The organism is Castellaniella hirudinis (assembly GCF_042651965.1).
Lineage (GTDB): Bacteria > Pseudomonadota > Gammaproteobacteria > Burkholderiales > Burkholderiaceae_B > Castellaniella > Castellaniella hirudinis.
Map to the genome: position 1 here is coordinate 28,598 of NZ_JBHSDY010000003.1, position 18,402 is coordinate 46,999.

At 66.5% G+C, this 18,402-nt stretch carries 13 protein-coding genes; 10 read left to right on the top strand and 3 right to left on the bottom strand.

The features are described from left to right. The first annotated feature begins 185 nt into the window (after positions 1–185). Together ACFO0J_RS05345 and ACFO0J_RS05350 are read left to right on the top strand one after the other, a co-directional pair. Complete coding sequence (locus ACFO0J_RS05345; RefSeq protein ID WP_376812029.1) at positions 186–3,182, top strand: MHYT domain-containing protein; 2,997 nt, start codon at positions 186–188, stop codon at positions 3,180–3,182. A 29-nt stretch (positions 3,183–3,211) separates the two neighbouring features. Continuing rightward, positions 3,212–4,237 carry an HD domain-containing phosphohydrolase gene (locus ACFO0J_RS05350; RefSeq protein WP_376812030.1) on the top strand — a complete coding sequence of 342 codons (1,026 nt, stop codon included), beginning with the start codon at positions 3,212–3,214 and terminating at the stop codon, positions 4,235–4,237. A 58-nt stretch (positions 4,238–4,295) separates the two neighbouring features. Here the strand turns inward: ACFO0J_RS05350 and ACFO0J_RS05355 are convergent, their stop codons facing one another. Further along, the gene (locus ACFO0J_RS05355; protein ID WP_376812031.1) at positions 4,296–4,769 is read right to left on the bottom strand and encodes an Lrp/AsnC family transcriptional regulator; all 474 of its coding nucleotides are present in this window, start codon (positions 4,767–4,769) and stop codon (positions 4,296–4,298) included. A 272-nt stretch (positions 4,770–5,041) separates the two neighbouring features. On the opposite strand from ACFO0J_RS05355, the gene glmS reads away from it, so the two are divergent. Both glmS and ACFO0J_RS05365 read left to right on the top strand, forming a co-directional pair. Beyond that, positions 5,042–6,874, top strand: coding sequence for a glutamine--fructose-6-phosphate transaminase (isomerizing) (glmS, locus tag ACFO0J_RS05360; RefSeq protein WP_376812032.1), 1,833 nt, complete (start codon positions 5,042–5,044; stop codon positions 6,872–6,874). A 74-nt stretch (positions 6,875–6,948) separates the two neighbouring features. Continuing rightward, positions 6,949–8,328 carry an MFS transporter gene (locus ACFO0J_RS05365; RefSeq protein WP_376812033.1) on the top strand — a complete coding sequence of 460 codons (1,380 nt, stop codon included), beginning with the start codon at positions 6,949–6,951 and terminating at the stop codon, positions 8,326–8,328. A gap of 23 nt (positions 8,329–8,351) precedes the next feature. On the opposite strand, the gene ACFO0J_RS05370 is transcribed toward ACFO0J_RS05365, so the two are convergent. After that, on the bottom strand, positions 8,352–10,952 hold the full coding sequence (locus ACFO0J_RS05370; protein WP_376812034.1) for an EAL domain-containing protein: 2,601 nt from the start codon (positions 10,950–10,952) through the stop codon (positions 8,352–8,354). A gap of 95 nt (positions 10,953–11,047) precedes the next feature. Continuing rightward, positions 11,048–11,959, bottom strand: a complete 912-nt coding sequence (locus tag ACFO0J_RS05375; protein WP_376812035.1) for a LysR family transcriptional regulator — start codon at positions 11,957–11,959, stop codon at positions 11,048–11,050. A gap of 186 nt (positions 11,960–12,145) precedes the next feature. Here ACFO0J_RS05375 and ACFO0J_RS05380 point away from each other — a divergent pair, with 186 nt between their 5' ends. The 6 genes from ACFO0J_RS05380 to hmgA all read left to right on the top strand — a co-directional run bounded on the left by ACFO0J_RS05380 (position 12,146) and on the right by hmgA (position 18,149). Further along, entirely contained in the window at positions 12,146–12,715 is a 570-nt protein-coding gene (locus tag ACFO0J_RS05380; RefSeq protein WP_376812036.1) for a TRAP transporter small permease, read from the top strand. Continuing rightward, positions 12,715–13,992, top strand: a complete 1,278-nt coding sequence (locus ACFO0J_RS05385) for a TRAP transporter large permease (protein WP_376812037.1) — start codon at positions 12,715–12,717, stop codon at positions 13,990–13,992. Before ACFO0J_RS05380 ends, ACFO0J_RS05385 begins: the two co-directional genes overlap by 1 nt. A gap of 40 nt (positions 13,993–14,032) precedes the next feature. Further along, positions 14,033–15,013, top strand: a complete 981-nt coding sequence (locus tag ACFO0J_RS05390; protein WP_376812038.1) for a TRAP transporter substrate-binding protein — start codon at positions 14,033–14,035, stop codon at positions 15,011–15,013. Positions 15,014–15,087: 74 nt separating this feature from the next. After that, positions 15,088–16,107 carry a fumarylacetoacetate hydrolase family protein gene (locus tag ACFO0J_RS05395; RefSeq protein ID WP_376812039.1) on the top strand — a complete coding sequence of 340 codons (1,020 nt, stop codon included), beginning with the start codon at positions 15,088–15,090 and terminating at the stop codon, positions 16,105–16,107. Positions 16,108–16,124: 17 nt separating this feature from the next. After that, the gene (maiA, locus tag ACFO0J_RS05400; RefSeq protein ID WP_376812351.1) at positions 16,125–16,766 is read left to right on the top strand and encodes a maleylacetoacetate isomerase; all 642 of its coding nucleotides are present in this window, start codon (positions 16,125–16,127) and stop codon (positions 16,764–16,766) included. 87 nt (positions 16,767–16,853) lie between these two features. Further along, positions 16,854–18,149, top strand: a complete 1,296-nt coding sequence (gene hmgA, locus ACFO0J_RS05405; RefSeq protein WP_376812040.1) for a homogentisate 1,2-dioxygenase — start codon at positions 16,854–16,856, stop codon at positions 18,147–18,149. Positions 18,150–18,402 lie beyond the last annotated feature (253 nt).

Below are 18,402 nucleotides of genomic sequence, written 5' to 3' on the forward strand. Positions count from 1 at the left end.
CCGGCAGTTTGGCATAGGGATTTCCCTAAGTCAATACCGCCAGGGCAGATTATTGCATTTTGCGGGATTGTGTTGGATTGATGCTGAAATCGGCGAGAATTTTTTCGATTCGGCTTGTTTCAGTCTGTTAGTCTAGCCGCTGCATAGGCTTATTTGTTTTAGGCATCAAGAATTGAGTCCGCATCATGACGCTTGCTGATTTCTTCGTCACCGGCACCGAGTCCGGCGAGCTGATCCAGGGCACCTGGCAGCCCGGCCTGGTCCTGCTGTCCGTCGCGGTGCCGATCTTTCTGTCGATGATGGCGCTGCAGACCTCGCACATCGCCCGCAGCACCCGCAGCCATTTCTATCGACACGTCGCCATCGGCACCGGCGCCGTCGCCCTGGGGGGCGGGATCTGGACCATGCATTTCATCGGCATGATGGCGTTCCATCTGCCGGTGCCCATGGTGTATCGCACGGACATCACCCTGGTGTCCCTGTTGCCGGGCCTGGTGGCCTCGTGGACGGCCTTGTGGATGCTGACGCAGCGCGAGCCGACCGGCTGGCCCCTGGTCCTCGGGGGCGGGGTGGTGGGCGCGGGCATCGGCACCATGCACTACACCGGCATGGCGGCCATGGACACGCCTCTGGAGATGCGCTACGACCCGCTGCTGTTCGGCCTGTCCATCGTCGTGGCGGTGGTGCTGGCGATGCTGGCGCTGTGGATCCGCTTCGGCTTGCGCCGCACGCCCTTGTCGCGGCGGGCGCGGTTCATGCTCAGCGGCGTGATCATGGGCGTGGCGATTGCCGGGATGCATTACACCGGCATGGCGGCCGCGCGGTTCTACGGTGTGCTGAGCGCGACGCACACCGAGCACGGCGTCTGGCTGGGCACGTCCTGGGCGTCTCTGGGGCTGGCGTCCATCAGCCTGACCGTGGCGGTGCTGGTCACGTCCTTGAACGGTCTGATCCGCACCCGTGAACTGTACCGCGAGGTCGGCGAAAGCCAGTCGCGCCTGCAGGGCATCCTGGACACGGCCGTAGACGCCATCATCACCATCGACGGCTTCGGCATCGTGCAGGAGTTCAGCCATTCGGCCGAGCGCCTGTTCGGCTATCAGGCCGGGGAAGTGATCGGGCACAACATCAAGATGCTGATGCCCGACCCTTATCATTCCGAGCACGACGGCTATCTGAAGCGCTACCGCGAGACCGGGGTGCCGCACATCATCGGCCAGGGCCGCGAGGTCATCGGGCGGCGCAAGGACGGCAGCCTGGTGCCGGTGCGCCTGGCCGTCGGCCGCGTGCCCATGCCCAATCAGGAACAATTGTTCGTCGGCATGCTGACCGACATCAGTGACAAGCAGGCGATGGAGGCCTCGCTGCGCGAAACGGCCGAGCGCGCCGAGCAGGCCGCCGCGGCCAAGGGCCACTTCCTGGCCAATATGAGTCACGAGATCCGCACGCCGATGAATTCCATCATCGGCTTCACCGACCTGCTGCTGCAGACCGATCTGGCGCCTGCCCAGCGCGGCCACTTGAATACCATCCGCCAGTCCTCGCGCAATCTGCTGCGGCTGCTCAACGACATTCTGGACACGTCCAAAATGGATAGCGGGCGGCTGGAGCTGGAAAACCGCGATTTTTCGCTCAAGGCCCTGGCGATGCAGATCGAGTCCTCGCTGCGTCTGGGCGCCCATGCCCGGGGGCTGCGCCTGACGACCCAGTACGCGGACGACATGCCGGAATACTTCAAAGGCGACACCTTGCGCCTGTTGCAGGTGCTGACCAATCTGGTGGGCAACGCGATCAAGTTCACCGAGACCGGCGGGGTGGACGTGCTGTTCTCCCGGGAGGGCGGCGTGGTGCATGTGCAGGTGCGCGACACGGGCATCGGCATGAGCCCCGCGCAGGCCCGGGCCATCTTCGACCCCTTCACTCAGGCCGACGCTTCGATCAGCCGGCGCTTCGGCGGCACGGGGCTGGGCACGACGATCGCCCGCCAGTTGGTGGAGGCCATGAAGGGACGCGTCGAAGTCGAAAGCGAGCCCGGCCGGGGCAGCACCTTCCATGTGTGGCTGCCGCTCGAACTGGGCGAGGCGCTCGATGAGCCGCAGTCCTCGGGCGAGGCCCCGCAACTGCCGCCCCTGCGCGTACTGATCGCCGACGACGTGGAGCAGAACCTGGAACTGCTGACGCTGGTGCTGCAGTCCGGCGGGCATGCGGTGGAAGCCGCCCGCGACGGCGAACAGGCCGTGGAACTGTTTTTGGCCGGCAGCTTCGATGTGGTCCTGATGGACGTGCACATGCCGCGCGTCGACGGCCTGCAGGCGACCCGCCTGATCCGTCAGCATGAGCGTACCCAGGGGCTGGGGTCCACGCCGGTCATCGCCCTGACGGCCAGTGTGATGGCCAACGATCGGCGTGAGGCGCGGCAGGCCGGCATGAGCGGCTTCGCCGTCAAGCCCCTGGATATTCCCCGGCTGTACGAGGAGATCGCCCGGGTGCTGGAAGGCCGGCCCGAGGCCGCCGGCGGCCCGATGGCGGCCGGCCGTGCGGCAGTCGCGGCGATCGACTGGGACCGCGGCGTGGCGCTCTGGGGCGACCGGACGCGGCTGGCCGACCGGATTCTGGCCTTCCTGGACGAGGCGCCGGACAAATACCCCTTGCCCGATCTGGGCGAGGATGCCGATCTCGAGGCGCTGCTGTTCAGTCTGCACGGCTTGCGCGGCGCGTCGGGCAATCTGGCCTTGATGGCCCTGTCGCAGCAGGCGGGCGAACTGGAAGACCTGGGGCGGTCGTCGGGACCGCTTGCCAGTGTGCTGGGGCGCCTGCCGCATCTGCGCGCTTTGATGGGCGCCGCGCGCCAGGAAGCCAAAATGGCGCTCAGGAACGCCGCCGCCGCGCCTGGAGCGGTGTCCGCCGCTGAGCCGGCAGGCGCCGCGGGAGGGCAGGCGCCGCAGTCGGTTTCGGATGCCGGCCTGGAAGCGGCCGTGGCGACGCTGCGGGCCGTGCTGGCCGGCAACGAACTGGATGATGCCGCGCTGGACGTCGTCTGCGCCGGGCTGGCCGAGCGGGGCGGTCGCGCCCAGGCCCAGGCCTTGCGCACCGCCATCGACGCGTTTGAGTTCGAACGGGCCGGCGAACTGCTGGAGTCCATTCCGGCGGAAACCGTTCTGCGCGCCGGGCAGCCGCACTGAACCCTGATCCGATCACAAGGGACTCCTCGATGGATGACAAGAAGGACGTGCGCCGCACAGTGCTGTTGGTGGACGATGAATCGACCAATCTGCAGGTGCTGCGGCATACCCTGCAGGGGCAATACCGCCTGCTGTTCGCCAAGGACGGCCCCACGGCGCTGTCGCTGGTGCGCAAAGAGCGGCCCGACCTGATTCTGCTGGACATCATGATGCCGGGCATGTCGGGCTACGAGGTCTGCGAGACCTTGAAGCGCGACGAGGGCACGCGCGCCATTCCGGTGATCTTCGTGACGGCGCTCAGTCAGGGCGCCGATGAGCACAAGGGGCTGGAGCTGGGCGCGGTGGACTACATCACCAAGCCCTTCAACCCGCCGGTGGTGCAGGCCCGGGTGCGGACCCATCTGTCCCTGGTGCAGGCCGGGGAAGTCCTGGAAACCCGTTTGCAGATCATCCGTTGCCTGGGTGCGGCGGCGGAATACCGCGACAACGAGACCGGCCTGCACATCGTGCGCATGAGCCATTACGCCTGGCGCCTGGCGCGCGAGGTCGGCTACAGCGAAGAAGCGGCCGACGAACTGCTGCACGCCGCGCCCATGCATGACGTGGGCAAGATCGGCATTCCCGATGCCGTGCTGCTCAAGCCCGGCAAGCTGGATGCGGCGGAATGGGCGATCATGCGCCAGCACACCGTGATCGGCGCCAAGATCATCGGCGAACACCGGTCCGGCCTGCTGCGGCTGGCCGCCACGATCGCCCTGCGCCATCACGAGAAATGGGACGGCAGCGGTTATCCGGACGGTCTGGCGGGCGAGGACATTCCCCATGCCGCGCGCATCATCGCGCTGGTCGATGTGTTCGACGCCCTGACCAGCGTGCGGCCCTACAAGCCGGCCTGGCCCATCGACGATGCCGTGGCGCTCATCCGCAAAGAAAGCGGCCGCCATTTCGATCCCGAACTGGTCGAGGCGTTCTTGCGCTGCCTGCCGGACATCCTGGAATTCCGCGATCGCTGGGCGGATGAGCCGGAGACGCCCGAGGTGGAACAGATCCGCTGAGGCGGATCCGCCCGCGGGCGGATGACGCCGTGGGTTCGCCCGCAGGCGTACCCGTCCTTCAGGGGGACAGCGGGATCCGGGTATCGAACTTGCTGCGCCGCGTCGCAAAGAAACTGCGCACGTTGCGCACGCGCGGATCGCCCGTCAGGCGACGCAGCGCCAGGGCCTGATAGGCCGCCATGTCCGCCACCAGGGCGACCAGCACGAAATCCGGTCCGCTGCTGACCCGGTAGCATTGCTGGATGGCCGGTTCGGCCAGCAGCCGGGCTTCGAAGTCGTCGGCCTGTGCGGCCGCCTGGGCGTCCAGCGTGACTTCGATCAGGACCGTCAGGGCCGCGCCCATCAGGGCGGGGTCCAGGATCGCCACCCGCCGCTGGATGATGCCGGCTTTCGTCAGGCGGCGCACCCGCCGCAGGCAGGTCGGCGGCGAGGCGTGCACGCGCGCGGCCAGATCCTGGTTGCTGAGCGCACCGTCCTGTTGCAGCAGGTCTAGGATGCGGCGGTCCAGGTCGTCGAGTTCGGGCATCGGCATGAGGATGTTTCCGGGATGCAAGCACTGTGAGGAAGGGCGAGCAAAATCACGGCTGATCTGCTCGATTCAAACCATAAAAATATCTTGAATGAAATTAAATTTCATGATCAATACGTAATGAAATTATATTTCATATTAAAAAGAAAATAGAAATCAAATTTCCACCATGCCAGTCCACAATAGCGCAAAACCGGGCGGTCTTCGCCGCCGGACTCGCCGCCAGGCCGGGCACCCGTCCGGCGGCGCTTCTTACCGAACCAGGAGTATTTCCCATGTGTGGCATTGTCGGCGCCGTGGCGCAGCACAACATCGTCCCCGTCCTGCTCGAAGGCCTGCGCCGTCTGGAGTACCGGGGCTATGATTCCTGCGGCGTGGCCGTGCATACGGGCACCGGGCTGCAACGGGTGCGCAGCACCCAGCGCGTCGCCGAACTGGCGGCGCAGGCCGCGCAGGACGGCGTCCAGGGGCTGACCGGCATCGCCCACACGCGCTGGGCCACGCACGGCGCGCCGCTGACGCACAACGCCCACCCCCATTTCTCCGGCCCGGATCAGGGCGCGCCGCGCATCGCGCTGGTGCATAACGGCATCATCGAGAACCACGACGTGCTGCGCGCGGAACTGCAGGCCGCCGGCTATGCGTTCCAGAGCCAGACCGACACTGAAGTCATCGCCCACCTGGTGGACCATTTGTATGACGGCGATCTGTACGCCGCCGTGCAGCAGGCCGTGCGCCGTCTGGAAGGCGCCTATGCCATCGCCGTGTTCTGCGCCGAGGAACCGCATCGCGTGGTCGGCGCGCGCCAGGGCTCGCCGCTGGTCGTCGGCCGTGGGGCCGACGGCAATTACCTCGCGTCCGATGCGCTGGCGCTGGCCGGCACCACCGACCAGATCATGTACCTGGAAGACGGCGACGTGGTGGACCTGCAACTGGCGCGGGTCTGGGTGACGGACGCCCAGGGCCGGGCCGTGGAGCGCGCCGTGCACACGGTCCAGGTCCATACCGGCGAGGCCGAACTCGGCCCCTACCGCCATTTCATGCAGAAGGAAATCTTCGAGCAGCCGCGCGCCGTGGGCGACACCCTGCAGGACATCGACGCCATCATGCCGGAACTGTTCGGCGACGGCGCGCACGCCGTGTTCCAGTCCATCGACCGCGTGCTGATCCTGGCGTGCGGCACCAGCTACTACGCCGGCCTGACGGCGCGCTACTGGATCGAATCCCTGGCCGGCATTCCCGTCAATGTGGAAATCGCCAGTGAATACCGCTACCGCACCAGCGTGCCTGATCCGCGCACCCTGGTGGTCACCATCTCGCAGTCGGGCGAAACCGCCGACACCCTGGCGGCGCTGAAGCACGCGCGCAGCCTGGGCATGGAGCAGACCCTGACCATCTGCAACGTGGCGACCAGCGCCATGGTGCGCGAATGCAAGCTGGCCTTCATCACCCGTGCGGGGGTGGAAATCGGCGTGGCCTCGACCAAGGCCTTCACCACCCAGTTGACCGCCCTGTATCTGTTGACCCTGACGCTGGCGCAGACGCGCGGCCGCCTGGACGCCGCCACCGAAGAGCAGGCCGTGAAGTCCCTGCGCCACTTGCCGGCGGCCGTGTCCGCCGTGCTGGCGCTGGAGCCGCAGATCATCGCCTGGGCCGAACGCTTTGCCAGCAAGGAAAACGCCCTGTTCCTGGGGCGCGGCATGCACTACCCGATCGCCCTGGAAGGCGCGCTCAAGCTCAAGGAAATCAGCTACATCCACGCCGAGGCCTATCCTGCCGGGGAACTCAAGCACGGCCCGCTGGCCCTGGTGACCGATGCCATGCCCGTCATCACCATTGCGCCGCACGACGAACTGCTGGAAAAACTGAAGTCCAATATGCAGGAAGTCCGCGCGCGCGGCGGCGAACTGTATGTGTTCGCCGATGCGGACTCCCAGATTGCCAGCGCCGAGGGCATGCACGTCATCCGCATGCCCGAGCACTACGGCAAGCTGTCCCCCATTCTGCACACCGTGCCGCTGCAGTTGCTGGCCTATCACACGGCCTGCGCGCGAGGCACTGACGTGGACAAGCCGCGCAATCTGGCCAAGAGCGTGACGGTGGAATAGGGGGCAGGCCGGTCGGGAACGCCCGCAGGCGTATGCTGTCAACTGGATGGATTTGCTGAATAGATGATCCCAGCATGACTCGTGCCGCCGCGGCGCCCGTGCGCCGCAAGACTGTTTTTGCCATCATCGCCATGGCCTTGCTCATGATGTCGATCGATTCGACCATCGTGGCGACGGCGCTGCACGCGATCCAGAAAGGACTGGACACCTCGATCAATCTGGCGAGCCTGACCATCACGGCCTATTCCTTCGGCTTCGTACTGATGCTGCCCATCAGCGGCAAGCTGGCCGAGCGTTTCGGTCGCCGCAAGGTCTTCATGGCCTCGACGCTGGCCTTCACGCTGGCCTCGTTCGGCTGCGGGATGGCGGACAACATCTATCTGCTGATCGTGCTGCGGGCGATCCAGGCCGCCGGCGGCGCGGGGTTCACGCCCACGGCCACCGGCATCATCGTGGACCACTTCGGTGCCGCGCGTGACCGCTACGTCAGCCTGTTCGGCAGCATCTTCCCGGTGGGGGCGATGATCGGGCCGATCTTCGGGGGGTATTTCGTCGCGTATTCGTCCTGGCGCGATGTGTTCTATGTGAACGTGCCCATCGGGCTGGTCATTCTTTTCCTGGCCTGGCGCTTCATCCCCCACGATGCGCTGCCCGAGAGCCGGTCCAGCCGCAAGATGGATGTGCCGGGGCTCGCGCTGCTGGGCCTGAGCCTGCTGTCGGGCATGCTGGCGGCCACCGTGCTGGGCGAGCGCCGGAGCGGCGACAGCCTGTTCGGGTTCCTGGGGCTCCTGCTGACGGCGCTGCTCTCGCTGCTGTGTTTCTTTCGCCATATCCGCCGCACGGCCTCCCCCTTCATCGCGCCCCGGCTGATCTACGGCCGCCACTTCGGCGTTGTGAACCTGGTGAACATGATTTTCACCGGCTTCGTGATCGGCGCCATGGCGCTGGTGCCCTTGTACGCCACCAGCCGGTACGGGATCGATGTCGTGGGATCCGGCACGCTGCTGACGGCCCAGGGGGCGGCGGCCATGCTCTGTTCGCTGACGGCGGTGCTGCTGCTGCGCCGCACCGGCTATCGCCTGCCGCTCTATGTGGGGAGCGCGATCAGCATCGCGGGGTTGGTGGGCTTGGCGCTGCCGCCGCTGGCGGGCACGCCCTATGTCTGGCTGGCTTTCTCGGCCTTCCTGGTCGGAGCGGGCAACGGCGCCATCAATCCGGCCATGCGCAATGCCGGCCTGCAACTGGCGCCTGAATCATCGTCGATGCTGGCGGCGCTGCGCACCTTGTCGCTGCAGACCGGCTCCATCGCTACGATCTCGATGGTGGCGGCGTTCCTGGCGTACCAGAGCAATCCGGGCGGGATCCTGGCGTGGGTTTATGCAATCCTGGCGCTGATCCGTCTCCTGGCGCTGGCCTTGGTGAAGTACGTGCCGGAGCAGCGGGGCGCGTGGTAGCGCGTGCGCCCCGGCGCATGTCCTCAATCCCGCCCCGTCCGCCGCTGCCGGATCGACGTCAGCCAGGCATCGATCGGCATGGGGCGCGCCAGCAGATAGCCTTGCATGGCGTCGCAGCCGTGACGGGCCAGGAATTCGGCCTGGGGCTCGTCCTCGACGCCTTCGGCGACGACCCAGAGGTCCAGTTGTTCGGCCATGGCCAGGATCAGGCGGGCGATGGCGATGCTGTCGGGGTCGTCGGGCAGGTTCCGGATCAGGCTCTTGTCGATCTTCAGCTCGAAGATCGGCAGACGCATCAGATTGGACAGATTGGAATAGCCGGTGCCGAAATCATCCACGGAAAAGCGGATGCCCAGGCGGTTCAGTTCGCGCATGCGCTGGACCGTGGCGTCGACGTCCTGGATCCACACCCCTTCGGTGATCTCGAAGATCAGCCGGTTGCCGGGCGCGCCGGTGCGCTTGAGCTGGCCGCGCACGGATTCGCCGAATCCCGGGTCCATCAGGACCCGGGGGCTGATGTTGATGGAAATGGGGTAGGTCTCGTCCAGGCTCTGCAGATCCAGCAGCGCCTGGCAGGCCACGCCCAGCGACCAGTAGGTCAGGTGGTTGATGAGGCTGGTTTCCTCGGCCAGGGGCACGAACAGGGCGGGCGAGACCGGGCCGTGGTCGGGATGCGTCCAGCGCGCGAGCAGTTCTGCGCCGGTAACCCGGCCGTCGCGCGCGTACTGGGGCTGGATGTGCATGGCCAACTGGCTGGTGTTCAGGGCCTGGGTCAGGTCCTTTTCCATCCACAGGCGCTGTTCGAAGTCGGCCTGCAGCGTGTGGTCGTAGATGACGGTCTGGTTGCCGCCCAGCATCTTGGCGCGCTGCATGGCCAGGTCGGCCTCGCGGATGGCGTCGCCTGCGGTCGTGCCGCCGGGGTGCAGCAGGGTCAGGCCCAGGCTGGCGGTGAAGACGCAGGCCTGATCGCCGGGCTCCAGCGGCGCCGAGGCCAGGACGAGCCGTAGCCTTTCGGCAATCTTCAGCGCCCGGCGGGTGCTGGTTTCGAGGTCCGGGCCCAGTTGGGTGAGCAGCACCATGAACTCGTCGCCGCTGACGCGCGAGACCATATCCCGTTCGAGTGTGTGTTCCTTCAGGCGGCGCGCCACTTCGCGCAGCACCTGGTCGCCGATGGCGTGGCTGCGGCTGTCGTTGAGTTTCTTGAAGTCGTCCAGGTCCAGGATCAGCACGGCGCTGCATCCCGCCCCGCGCCGCGCGCCGGGCAGCGTCTGCTCCAGCCGGTCCAGCAGCAGGATGCGGTTGGGCAGGCCGGTCAGGGGGTCGTGGAATGCGTTGTGGCGGGCCAGCTCTTCGGCCTGGCGGCGGGCGGTGATGTCGGTCAGGATGGTGCAGAACATGCCGGTCGTGCCGTCCGGATTCTGCAGCGGCAGCTTGACCGACTGGAACGTGTGGGTGCAGCCCGTCCGGGGGGACGGCCGTTGCTCCTGGGTGACGATGGATTCGCCTTGTGCCAGGGCCTGGAGTTCGGCGTCCGAGATGCCGTCGACGTGCATGAGGGCGCGGCTCGTGTCCGGGTTGAACGTCGTGGACGAGGGGGTGGCGGGCAGGTCGAAGAATTCGCGGAACGGCCGGTTGGCGTATCGGCAGCGCCGGTCCTGGTCCTCGATGCAGATCAGGTCGTCGATATGGTCGAGCACGGTGGACAGGCGGTGCTCGGCTGCCTGCAGATGCTGCGTCTGGCGGCGTGCCCGGCGCCGGGTGTATCCGGCGCAGGCCAGTGCGAGCAAGGCGACCAGGCCGACCGCCGCCAGGGCTAGCAGCCCGTATCCAGGCGCCGCGCGGGTGTCGGGCGGCCGCGCCCGGGAACTGTCCCAGCGGGTCAGGATGCGGTAGTACACGGAGTCCGAGTCGGCCTTCCAGGTGCTCAGGTGGCGGTCGATCGCCCTCAGGACGTCGGCATTGCGGCCTTTGGGCGCGGCGTAATACAGTCCGGCGGGCAGGAAGATGATGGGGGTGGACACCAGGCCGTACTGATGGGCCATGGTGTTGCCGAAAAAGAAGTCGGCGGCGATGGCGTCGATCTGGCCTGCCTGCACCTGTTGAAAGCCCTGGATCAGGGTTTCCGACGGGGTCAGGTGGGTCTTGAGACCCAGGCTGGGCAGCAGGGTTTCCAGGTAACTGTATTGGGTCGGGGAGGCCAGGGTGGACAGCCGCAGGCCGTCCAGGTCCTGGATGGTGTGCAGTTGCTTGTCGGGGCGCGTGTAGACCTGGGTCCAGGTCTGCAGAGCGGGGGTCTGGTGATAGTCCAGGACGGTGGTGCGGTCGGGTGTCAGGGACACGGCGGGCAGCAGGTCGAGCTCTCCCGCGCGCAGCTTGCGCATGCAGTCCCGCCATTCGCACAAATCGGTCTTCAGGGTCCAGTTTTCCTGGCGGGCGATCTCGGACAGGATGGCGCCCAGGATGCCGTCGGGCTGTCCGTTGGGCGCGGCCGACAGCAGCGTACCCATGTTGCTGACGCCGACCGTCAAGGTGGTGGCCCGGGCAGCGTGCGGCAGAAGACAAGCCGATCCCAGAACGAAGAATAGGCAGACGTACGCGCAGACGGAACGTAAGTGATTTTTCATCGGCGTACCCAGGGACCTCCATGCCGGCCGATCAGGGTTTGATTATAGGAGGGGCCTCGTGTCCGGATCGGCCGATATCCCGGGAGAATCTGCGCTTATCCGGGATTTCCCCAGTCTCGTTCGCCGACGTGCTCGTGCAGATGGCGCACGAAGGCTTGCGTGGCCGGCGGCGGGCTGGCGTGCAGGCGGCTGTAGATGAAGAATTGGCGGCGGATCACCGGGTCCTGCAGCGGGCGCATGCGCAGGCCGTACAGATCCACCAGGGTCTGCGCGTAGGGCAGGCCCGCCGTCACGCCCAGGCCCGCGCTGACCATGCTCAGGGCGGTGCTCATGAAGGCCACTTCGTGGCTGGGATGGATGGCGGGGATGTCGGCCATCCGGTACAGATCCAGGGCCAGCCGGTCCGTGAACTGGCCTTGCAGGGCGATCAGGGGATAGCGCACCAGATCGGTCCAGCGGATGCGCTTGAGCGATTCCAGCGGATGGCCGGGCGGGAACACGGCCATGAAGGGCAGGTCGAACAGCGGGTCGGCCGACAGGTCGGCCAGTCCTTCGCGGTGGGGGCCGATGCTGATGTCCACTTCGCCGCGCACGGCCTGGGTGATGGCGTTCTCGACGGCGCAGTCCAGCAGGTGGACCTGGATGTCGGGATGTTCGCGGCGGAAGCTGGCGATGACCTCCGGGATCAGGGTGCTGGCCATCAACTGGGGGGCGGCGATGCGCACGATGCCGCGCCGCAGGCGCTTGAGGTTGTCGATGTTTTCCAGCGCGCCGTCCAGATCGCGCAGGATGCGGGTGGCGACGGAATGGAATTCGCGCCCGACCTCCGATAACTGGATGCGCCGGGTATTGCGGTCCACCAGGCGCACGCCCAATTGAGATTCCAGTTCTTTGATCAGGCCGCTCAGGGCCGACTGGGTGATGTGCAGGGATTCAGCCGCCCGGGTGAAGCCGCCGGTGCGGGCCAGCGCCGTGAAGGCGCGCAATTGGCGCAGTGTCACTTCCATCGGATCATCCTATGAATCGATGAATAAAAACTGTTTGAATGATAGCTGGAAACTGCGTTTAATGGTGCATCACGATAGAGACGCGCCGGTGCCGCCGGCCCGCGTCCGCATCCCGACCGGAGACAACACCATGCTCATTTCCTGGGGCGCCTTGCAGGCCAGGCCACGCCCGTGCGGTGAAGGCCGATGATACAGCGCGCTTCTCACCTGATTGTCCGGGGCTTCGAGATCCTGATCGTCGTATGTCTGGCGATCATGGGCATTCTGGTCTTTGGCAACGTCGTGCTGCGCTATGCCTTCAATTCGGGCATCGCCATCTCCGAGGAACTGTCGCGCCTGCTGTTCGTCTGGCTGATCTTCATGGGCGCGGTCCTGGCCTCGGCGCGACGCATCCATATCGGTTTCGATACCTTGCAGCAGGCCGTCGGGCCGCGCGTGCGTCGGGCGCTGGTGGTCTTCACCGGCGCGCTGATTCTGGCCGGTTGCGGGATCTTCATCGTCGGCGGCTGGCGCCAGACCGTGATCAACCTGGGCAACACCTATCCGGTCCTGGAAATTTCCTACGCATGGCTGTATGGCGTCGCGCTGGTGTTCGGGGTGGCGCTGATCTTCCCGGTCTGCAACAACATTTACCGCGCGCTGATCGGCATCGATGACGGTTTGACCGAGGACCTGGCTGACCGCATCGAGGGACTGGCGGAACGGATTGAAGAAGAGGCGGCGGACGCCGCCTCGAAAAAGAAGGGAGGCAACTGATGAGCGCCATCGTCTTCCTCAGCTCTCTGCTGGGCCTGATCGCCCTGGGCCTGCCGATCGCCTTCGCCCTGATGTTCGCGGGTGTGGCGCTGATGCTGCTGACCGGGCAGTTCGATGCCCAGATCGTGGTGCAGAACGCCGTCGCCGGGGCCGACAATTTCGTGCTGATGGCCGTGCCTTTCTTCATCCTGGCGGGCGAGTTCATGAATGCGGGCGGCCTGTCCAAGCGCATCGTGGAGATGGCCGGCGCTTTCGTCGGTCATCTGCGCGGCGGCCTGGGCTATGTGGCCATCTGCGCCGGCATTCTGCTGGCCAGCCTGTCCGGCTCCGCCGTCGCGGACACGGCGGCGCTGGCGGCGATCCTGGTGCCCATGATGCGCCAGGCCGGCTACGATCCTGCGCGCGCCTGCGGCCTGATGGCGGCCAGCGGCATCATTGCGCCGGTCATCCCGCCTTCGATCGGCTTCCTGATCTTCGGTGTGGTGGCCAACGTCTCGATCACCCGCCTGTTCCTGGCCGGGATCGTGCCCGGCATCCTGATGGGACTGTTCCTGACCGTGGCCTGGTGGTTCGTCGCCCGCAGGCAGCAGGCGGCGCTGACGCCCCGGGTGCCCTGGGGGCAGCGTCTGCGCCTGCTGGGGCAGGGCGGCTGGGCCCTGATGCTGCCGGTCATCATCATCGGCGGCCTGCGCTTCGGGATCTTCACGCCGACCGAGTCCGCCGTGGTGGCGGCCGCCTACGCGCTGTTCGTCGGCCTGGTGGTGTACCGCGAACTCAGTTGGCGCAAGGTCTACGAATGCCTGCTGTCCACGGCTCAGACGACCTCGGTCGTGCTGCTGCTGGCGGCGCTGGCGATGGTCGCGTCCTACATGATCACCATCGCCGATATTTCCGGCCAGGTGGGCGGCTGGCTGTCCGCGCTGTCGGATCACCCGATGATCCTGATGGCGGCCATGATGGTGGTGGTGTTCTTCGCCGGGATGGTGCTGGATTTCATCCCCATCGTGCTGATCTTCACGCCGGTGTTCATGCCCATCATCCAGGCGGCCGACATCGACCCCGTCTATTTCGGCGTGATTTTCATCATGAACTGCTCGATCGGCATGATCACCCCGCCCGTGGGCGTGGTGCTGAACGTCGTCAGTTCCGTGGGCAAGGTGTCCATGGCCCAGGCCACACGCGGCATCGCGCCGTTCCTGCTGGCGCTGGTCACCTTGCTGATTGCCCTGATCCTGTTCCCCGAACTGGTGACCGTGCCCGCCCAGTGGTGGCGTTAGCGTCCGGCGCCCCGTCCGATTCCACCCAAGGAGACATTCCATGAAAATCCGCACCACCCTGCTCGTCGGCCTGCTGGCCGCGACGCTGTCCGGTTCCGCCTGGGCGGCCGTCACTGCAAAATTCGCCGTCACCCTGCCGGAAAAATCCCACCAGGGCCAGGGCGTGGCCAAGTTCGTCGAACTGGTCAAGGCCAAGAGCCAGGGCGAGATCGACATCAAGCCCTACTACAGCGGCGCGCTGGGCAACGACGTGCAGGTGACCTCGGCCCTGCAGGGCGGCACGATCGAATTCACCGTGCCCCAGACCACCACCCTGACGGGCATGGTCAAGGCCTACGAAATCCTGGACTTCCCCTTCCTGTTCAAGAACAGCGAACAGGCGGAAAAAGTCCTGGACGGCCCGGTGGGCCAGAAGCTGCTGGAAACCCTCCCCGCGCACGGCCTGGTGGGCCTGGCGTATTGGGAAAACGGCTTTTTCAACGCCACCAACAGCAAGCACCCGATCGCCAGGGTCGAGGATTTCGAGGGGCTGAAGTTCCGCTCGATCCAGGCCAAGATCACCCAGGAAACCATCAAGGCCCTGGGCGCCAATCCCGTGCCGCTGGCGGTGCCGGAACTCTACACCGCGCTGGAAACCCGCACCATCGACGGCCAGGGCACGCCCAATGCCGTGATCGCGGCGCTCAAGCTCTACGAAGTGCAGAAATACCTGTCCATCACGCGTCACAGCTATGGCGCCTTCATCCCGCTGGTCTCCAAGGCCTTCTGGGACAAGCTGACGCCGGATCAGCAAAAGATCCTGATGGATTCCGCCGTCGAGGCCCGCACCTACCAGCGTGAAGTGGCGCGCGCCCAGGCGCAGTCGGCCAAGGACGCCATGGCCAAGCACGGCATGGAAATCAACGAAGTCAGCGATGCCGAGCATGACCGCATGCGCGAGCGCGTCCAGCCGGTGTGGCAGATGTTCATCCCCAGCGTCGGCCAGGATCTGTTCGATCAGGTCCAGGCTGAACTGAAGTAAGTCAGTCTTTGCGCGCGGGGCGGCCGTCCCGCGCCTCCGGGCCGCTCGGGCGGCCCGGGCAACCGGAGTCCCCCATGAAGCTTGCCACCTTGAAAAATGCGTCGCGCGACGGCCGCCTGGTCGTCGTGTCCCGGGATCTGACGCAGTGTGTCGCCGTGCCCGAGATCGCGCCCACCTTGCAGGCGGCGCTGGACGACTGGGATGCCTGCCTGCCGGCCTTGCGCGCGGCGTATGACCGGGTCAATTCAGGCCAGGACGGCGCCGCGCGTCCCTTTGATCCGGCGGCTTGCCATTCGCCGCTGCCGCGCGCCTATCAATGGGCGGACGGCTCGGCCTATCTGAACCACGTGGAACTGGTGCGCCGCGCCCGCAACAGCCAGGTGCCGGAATCCTTCTTTACCGATCCGCTGATGTACCAGGGCGGGTCCGACAGTTTCATCGGTCCGCGCGATCCCATCGTCGCCGACACGGAGGACTGGGGCATCGACATGGAAGCCGAAGTCGCCGTCGTCACGGGCGACGTGCCCATGGGCGCGAGCCCGGCGGATGCCGCCGGCGCGATCCGCCTGCTGATGCTGGTCAACGACGTGTCCCTGCGCGGACTGATCCCCGGAGAACTGGCCAAGGGCTTTGGCTTCTTCCAGTCCAAGCCGGCCAGCGCGTTCTCTCCGGTCGCCGTCACCCCCGACGAACTGGGGCCGGCCTGGCACGACGGCAAGGTCCACCTGCCGCTGCAGGTCGATCTGAACGGCGAACCCTTTGGCTGCCCGAACGCCGGCCAGGACATGACCTTCAATTTTCCGCAGTTGGTCGCGCATGCCGCCCGCACGCGCCGGTTGGCGGCCGGAACCATCATCGGTTCGGGCACGGTGTCCAACAAGCAGGGCGGGCTGCATGGTTCCAGCATCCGCAATGGCGGCGTGGGCTACTGCTGCATCGCCGAGGTCCGCATGTACGAGACCATCGAGGGCGGCGCTCCGGCGACGGCCTTCATGCGCTTCGGCGACCGGGTGCGCATCCACATGAGCGACGCCCGGGGCGAGGACATTTTCGGCGTCATCGAGCAGACGGTCGAGCGCCGCGCAGGCGCCTGAGGGGAACCTGACCCATGCTGGAACTCTATTCGTATTTCCGCAGCTCGGCGGCCTATCGCGTCCGCATCGCACTGGGCCTGAAGGGGCTGGACTACCGCGTCATTCCCGTGCATCTGCTGCGCCACGGCGGCGAGCAACTGGGGGACGCGTACCTGAGCCGCAATCCGGAAGGCCTGGTGCCGGCGCTGGACGAGGGCGGCCGGATTCTGACCCAATCCCTGGCCATCATCGAATACCTGGACGAGACGCACGGCCCGGCCACCTTGCTGCCGGCTGACGCCCTGGGCCGCGCCCGGGTGCGCGCCTTGTCGCTGCACGTGGCCTGCGACATCCACCCCCTGAACAATCTGCGCGTGCTGCGCTGGCTGTCGCGCGAACTCAAGGTCGAACAGTCCGCGCGCGACGACTGGTACCGCCATTGGGTGCAACTGGGCTTCCAGGCGCTGGAGGCCCAGTTGCAATCGCCCGGGACGGGTTTATGCTGCCATGGCGACGCGCCGGGCATGGCGGACTGCTGCCTGGTGCCGCAGGTCTACAACGCGCGCCGCTATGACGTGGACCTGTCGGCCTTTCCGACGATTGCGCGGATCGCGGCGCATTGCGAATCACTGCCGGCCTTCCAGGCGGCTCATCCGGGTGCGCAGCCGGACGCAGAGTAGCGGGCTGCCACCCGCGGACGCGGGACGCAGCCCCGCCGGCCCGGCACGTGTCATGCGGTCGCCGGTCGAGTTTTGCAGGAGATCATCATGAACACCACCCCCTCTTTGGCCTACCAGAGCGGATTCGGCAACGAGTTCGCCACCGAGGCCTTGCCCGGCGCGCTGCCGCAGGGGCGCAATTCCCCCCGGCAGGCGCCTTACGGCCTGTATGCCGAACAATTATCGGGCACGGCCTTCACGGCGCCGCGCCATGCCAACCGGCGTTCCTGGCTGTATCGCATCCGGCCGGCGGCCACGCATGGACCGTTCGAGCCGTCTGCGGCGGGCGCGCGCTGGCTGAGCCGGTACGACGAGGTTCCCACGCCGCCGGACCCGCTGCGCTGGGACCCCTTGCCGCTGCCCGACGCGGATCAGTCCGTGGATTTCGTCGATGGCATGGCGACCATGGGCGGCAACGCCGGCTGCGGCATCCACCTGTATGCCGCCAACCGTTCGATGGAGCGGTATTTCTACAATGCAGACGGCGAATTGCTGATCGTGCCGCAACAGGGCCGACTGGAACTGGCGACCGAACTGGGCGTGCTGCGGATCGAGCCCCAGGAAATCGCCGTCATCCCGCGCGGCGTGCGCTTCCAGGTCCGCCTGCCCGACGGCGCAGCGCGCGGTTATGTGTGCGAAAACCCCGGCGCGCATTTCCGCCTGCCGGATCTGGGCGTGATCGGCTCCAACGGCCTGGCCAACCCGCGCGATTTCCTGGCGCCCGTGGCCGCCTACGAAGACATCGAGGGCGACTTCGAACTGCTGGCGAAATTCCAGGGCCGCTTCTGGAGCGCCCGCATGGACCATTCGCCGCTGGACGTGGTGGCCTGGCACGGCAACGACACCCCCTATAAATACGACCTGCGCCGCTTCAACGCCATCGGCTCGATCACCTACGATCACCCCGATCCGTCGATCTTTCTGGTGCTGCACGCGCCCAGCGCCGTGCCGGGCGTGGACAGCATCGATTTCGTCGCCTTCGCCCCGCGCGTCCTGGCGATGCAGGACACCTTCCGGCCGCCCTGGTTCCACCGCAACCTGGCCGGCGAGTTCATGGGCCTGATCCACGGCCGCTACGACGCCAAGGCCGAAGGCTTCCAGCCCGGCGGCGCCTCGCTGCACAACACCATGACCGGCCACGGCCCGGACGCCGAGACCTTCGCCAAGGCCAGCGCGGCCGACACGTCCAAACCGGACTACATCGTCGACACCATGGCTTTCATGTTTGAAACGCCAGTCGCGATCCAGGCCACCCGCCAGGCATTGGAGTCCCCGCAGCGGCAGCGGGAATACTACAGGTGCTGGCAGGGCTTGAAGAAGCATTTCGACCCGACGAAGCGGTAAAGCCGGTCCCCATCCACGACAGTAAAAAACGATCGAGGGGAGTCGAGTGGAGGGGCGTGGCGCAACCGTATGAGGCGCCGGCGGCTTCCGAAGGGAGAGCGGGAAACAAGGTGCGCACTGTTTGAGGAGCGCGTAGCGCGACGAGTTTGCGCACCGCCCGCTCGTACGAGGAAGAGTCGGGCAGTCCGACCGCAGGGAGGACCGCCGAGTCGGGCGGCGCCATGCCTCCCACTCGGCTTCCCGTCTTAAGAAC

Bases quoted from the DNA above. Each gene is read 5' to 3' on its own strand.
- ACFO0J_RS05395 (WP_376812039.1), top strand. From the start codon at position 15,088: ATGAAGCTTGCCACCTTGAAAAATGCGTCGCGCGACGGCCGCCTGGTC.
- ACFO0J_RS05370 (WP_376812034.1), bottom strand. From the start codon at position 10,952: ATGAAAAATCACTTACGTTCCGTCTGCGCGTACGTCTGCCTATTCTTC.
- glmS (WP_376812032.1), top strand. From the start codon at position 5,042: ATGTGTGGCATTGTCGGCGCCGTGGCGCAGCACAACATCGTCCCCGTC.
- ACFO0J_RS05380 (WP_376812036.1), top strand. From the start codon at position 12,146: ATGATACAGCGCGCTTCTCACCTGATTGTCCGGGGCTTCGAGATCCTG.
- ACFO0J_RS05345 (WP_376812029.1), top strand. From the start codon at position 186: ATGACGCTTGCTGATTTCTTCGTCACCGGCACCGAGTCCGGCGAGCTG.
- ACFO0J_RS05375 (WP_376812035.1), bottom strand. From the start codon at position 11,959: ATGGAAGTGACACTGCGCCAATTGCGCGCCTTCACGGCGCTGGCCCGC.
- hmgA (WP_376812040.1), top strand. From the start codon at position 16,854: ATGAACACCACCCCCTCTTTGGCCTACCAGAGCGGATTCGGCAACGAG.
- ACFO0J_RS05355 (WP_376812031.1), bottom strand. From the start codon at position 4,769: ATGCCGATGCCCGAACTCGACGACCTGGACCGCCGCATCCTAGACCTG.
- ACFO0J_RS05365 (WP_376812033.1), top strand. From the start codon at position 6,949: ATGACTCGTGCCGCCGCGGCGCCCGTGCGCCGCAAGACTGTTTTTGCC.
- ACFO0J_RS05385 (WP_376812037.1), top strand. From the start codon at position 12,715: ATGAGCGCCATCGTCTTCCTCAGCTCTCTGCTGGGCCTGATCGCCCTG.
- ACFO0J_RS05390 (WP_376812038.1), top strand. From the start codon at position 14,033: ATGAAAATCCGCACCACCCTGCTCGTCGGCCTGCTGGCCGCGACGCTG.
- ACFO0J_RS05350 (WP_376812030.1), top strand. From the start codon at position 3,212: ATGGATGACAAGAAGGACGTGCGCCGCACAGTGCTGTTGGTGGACGAT.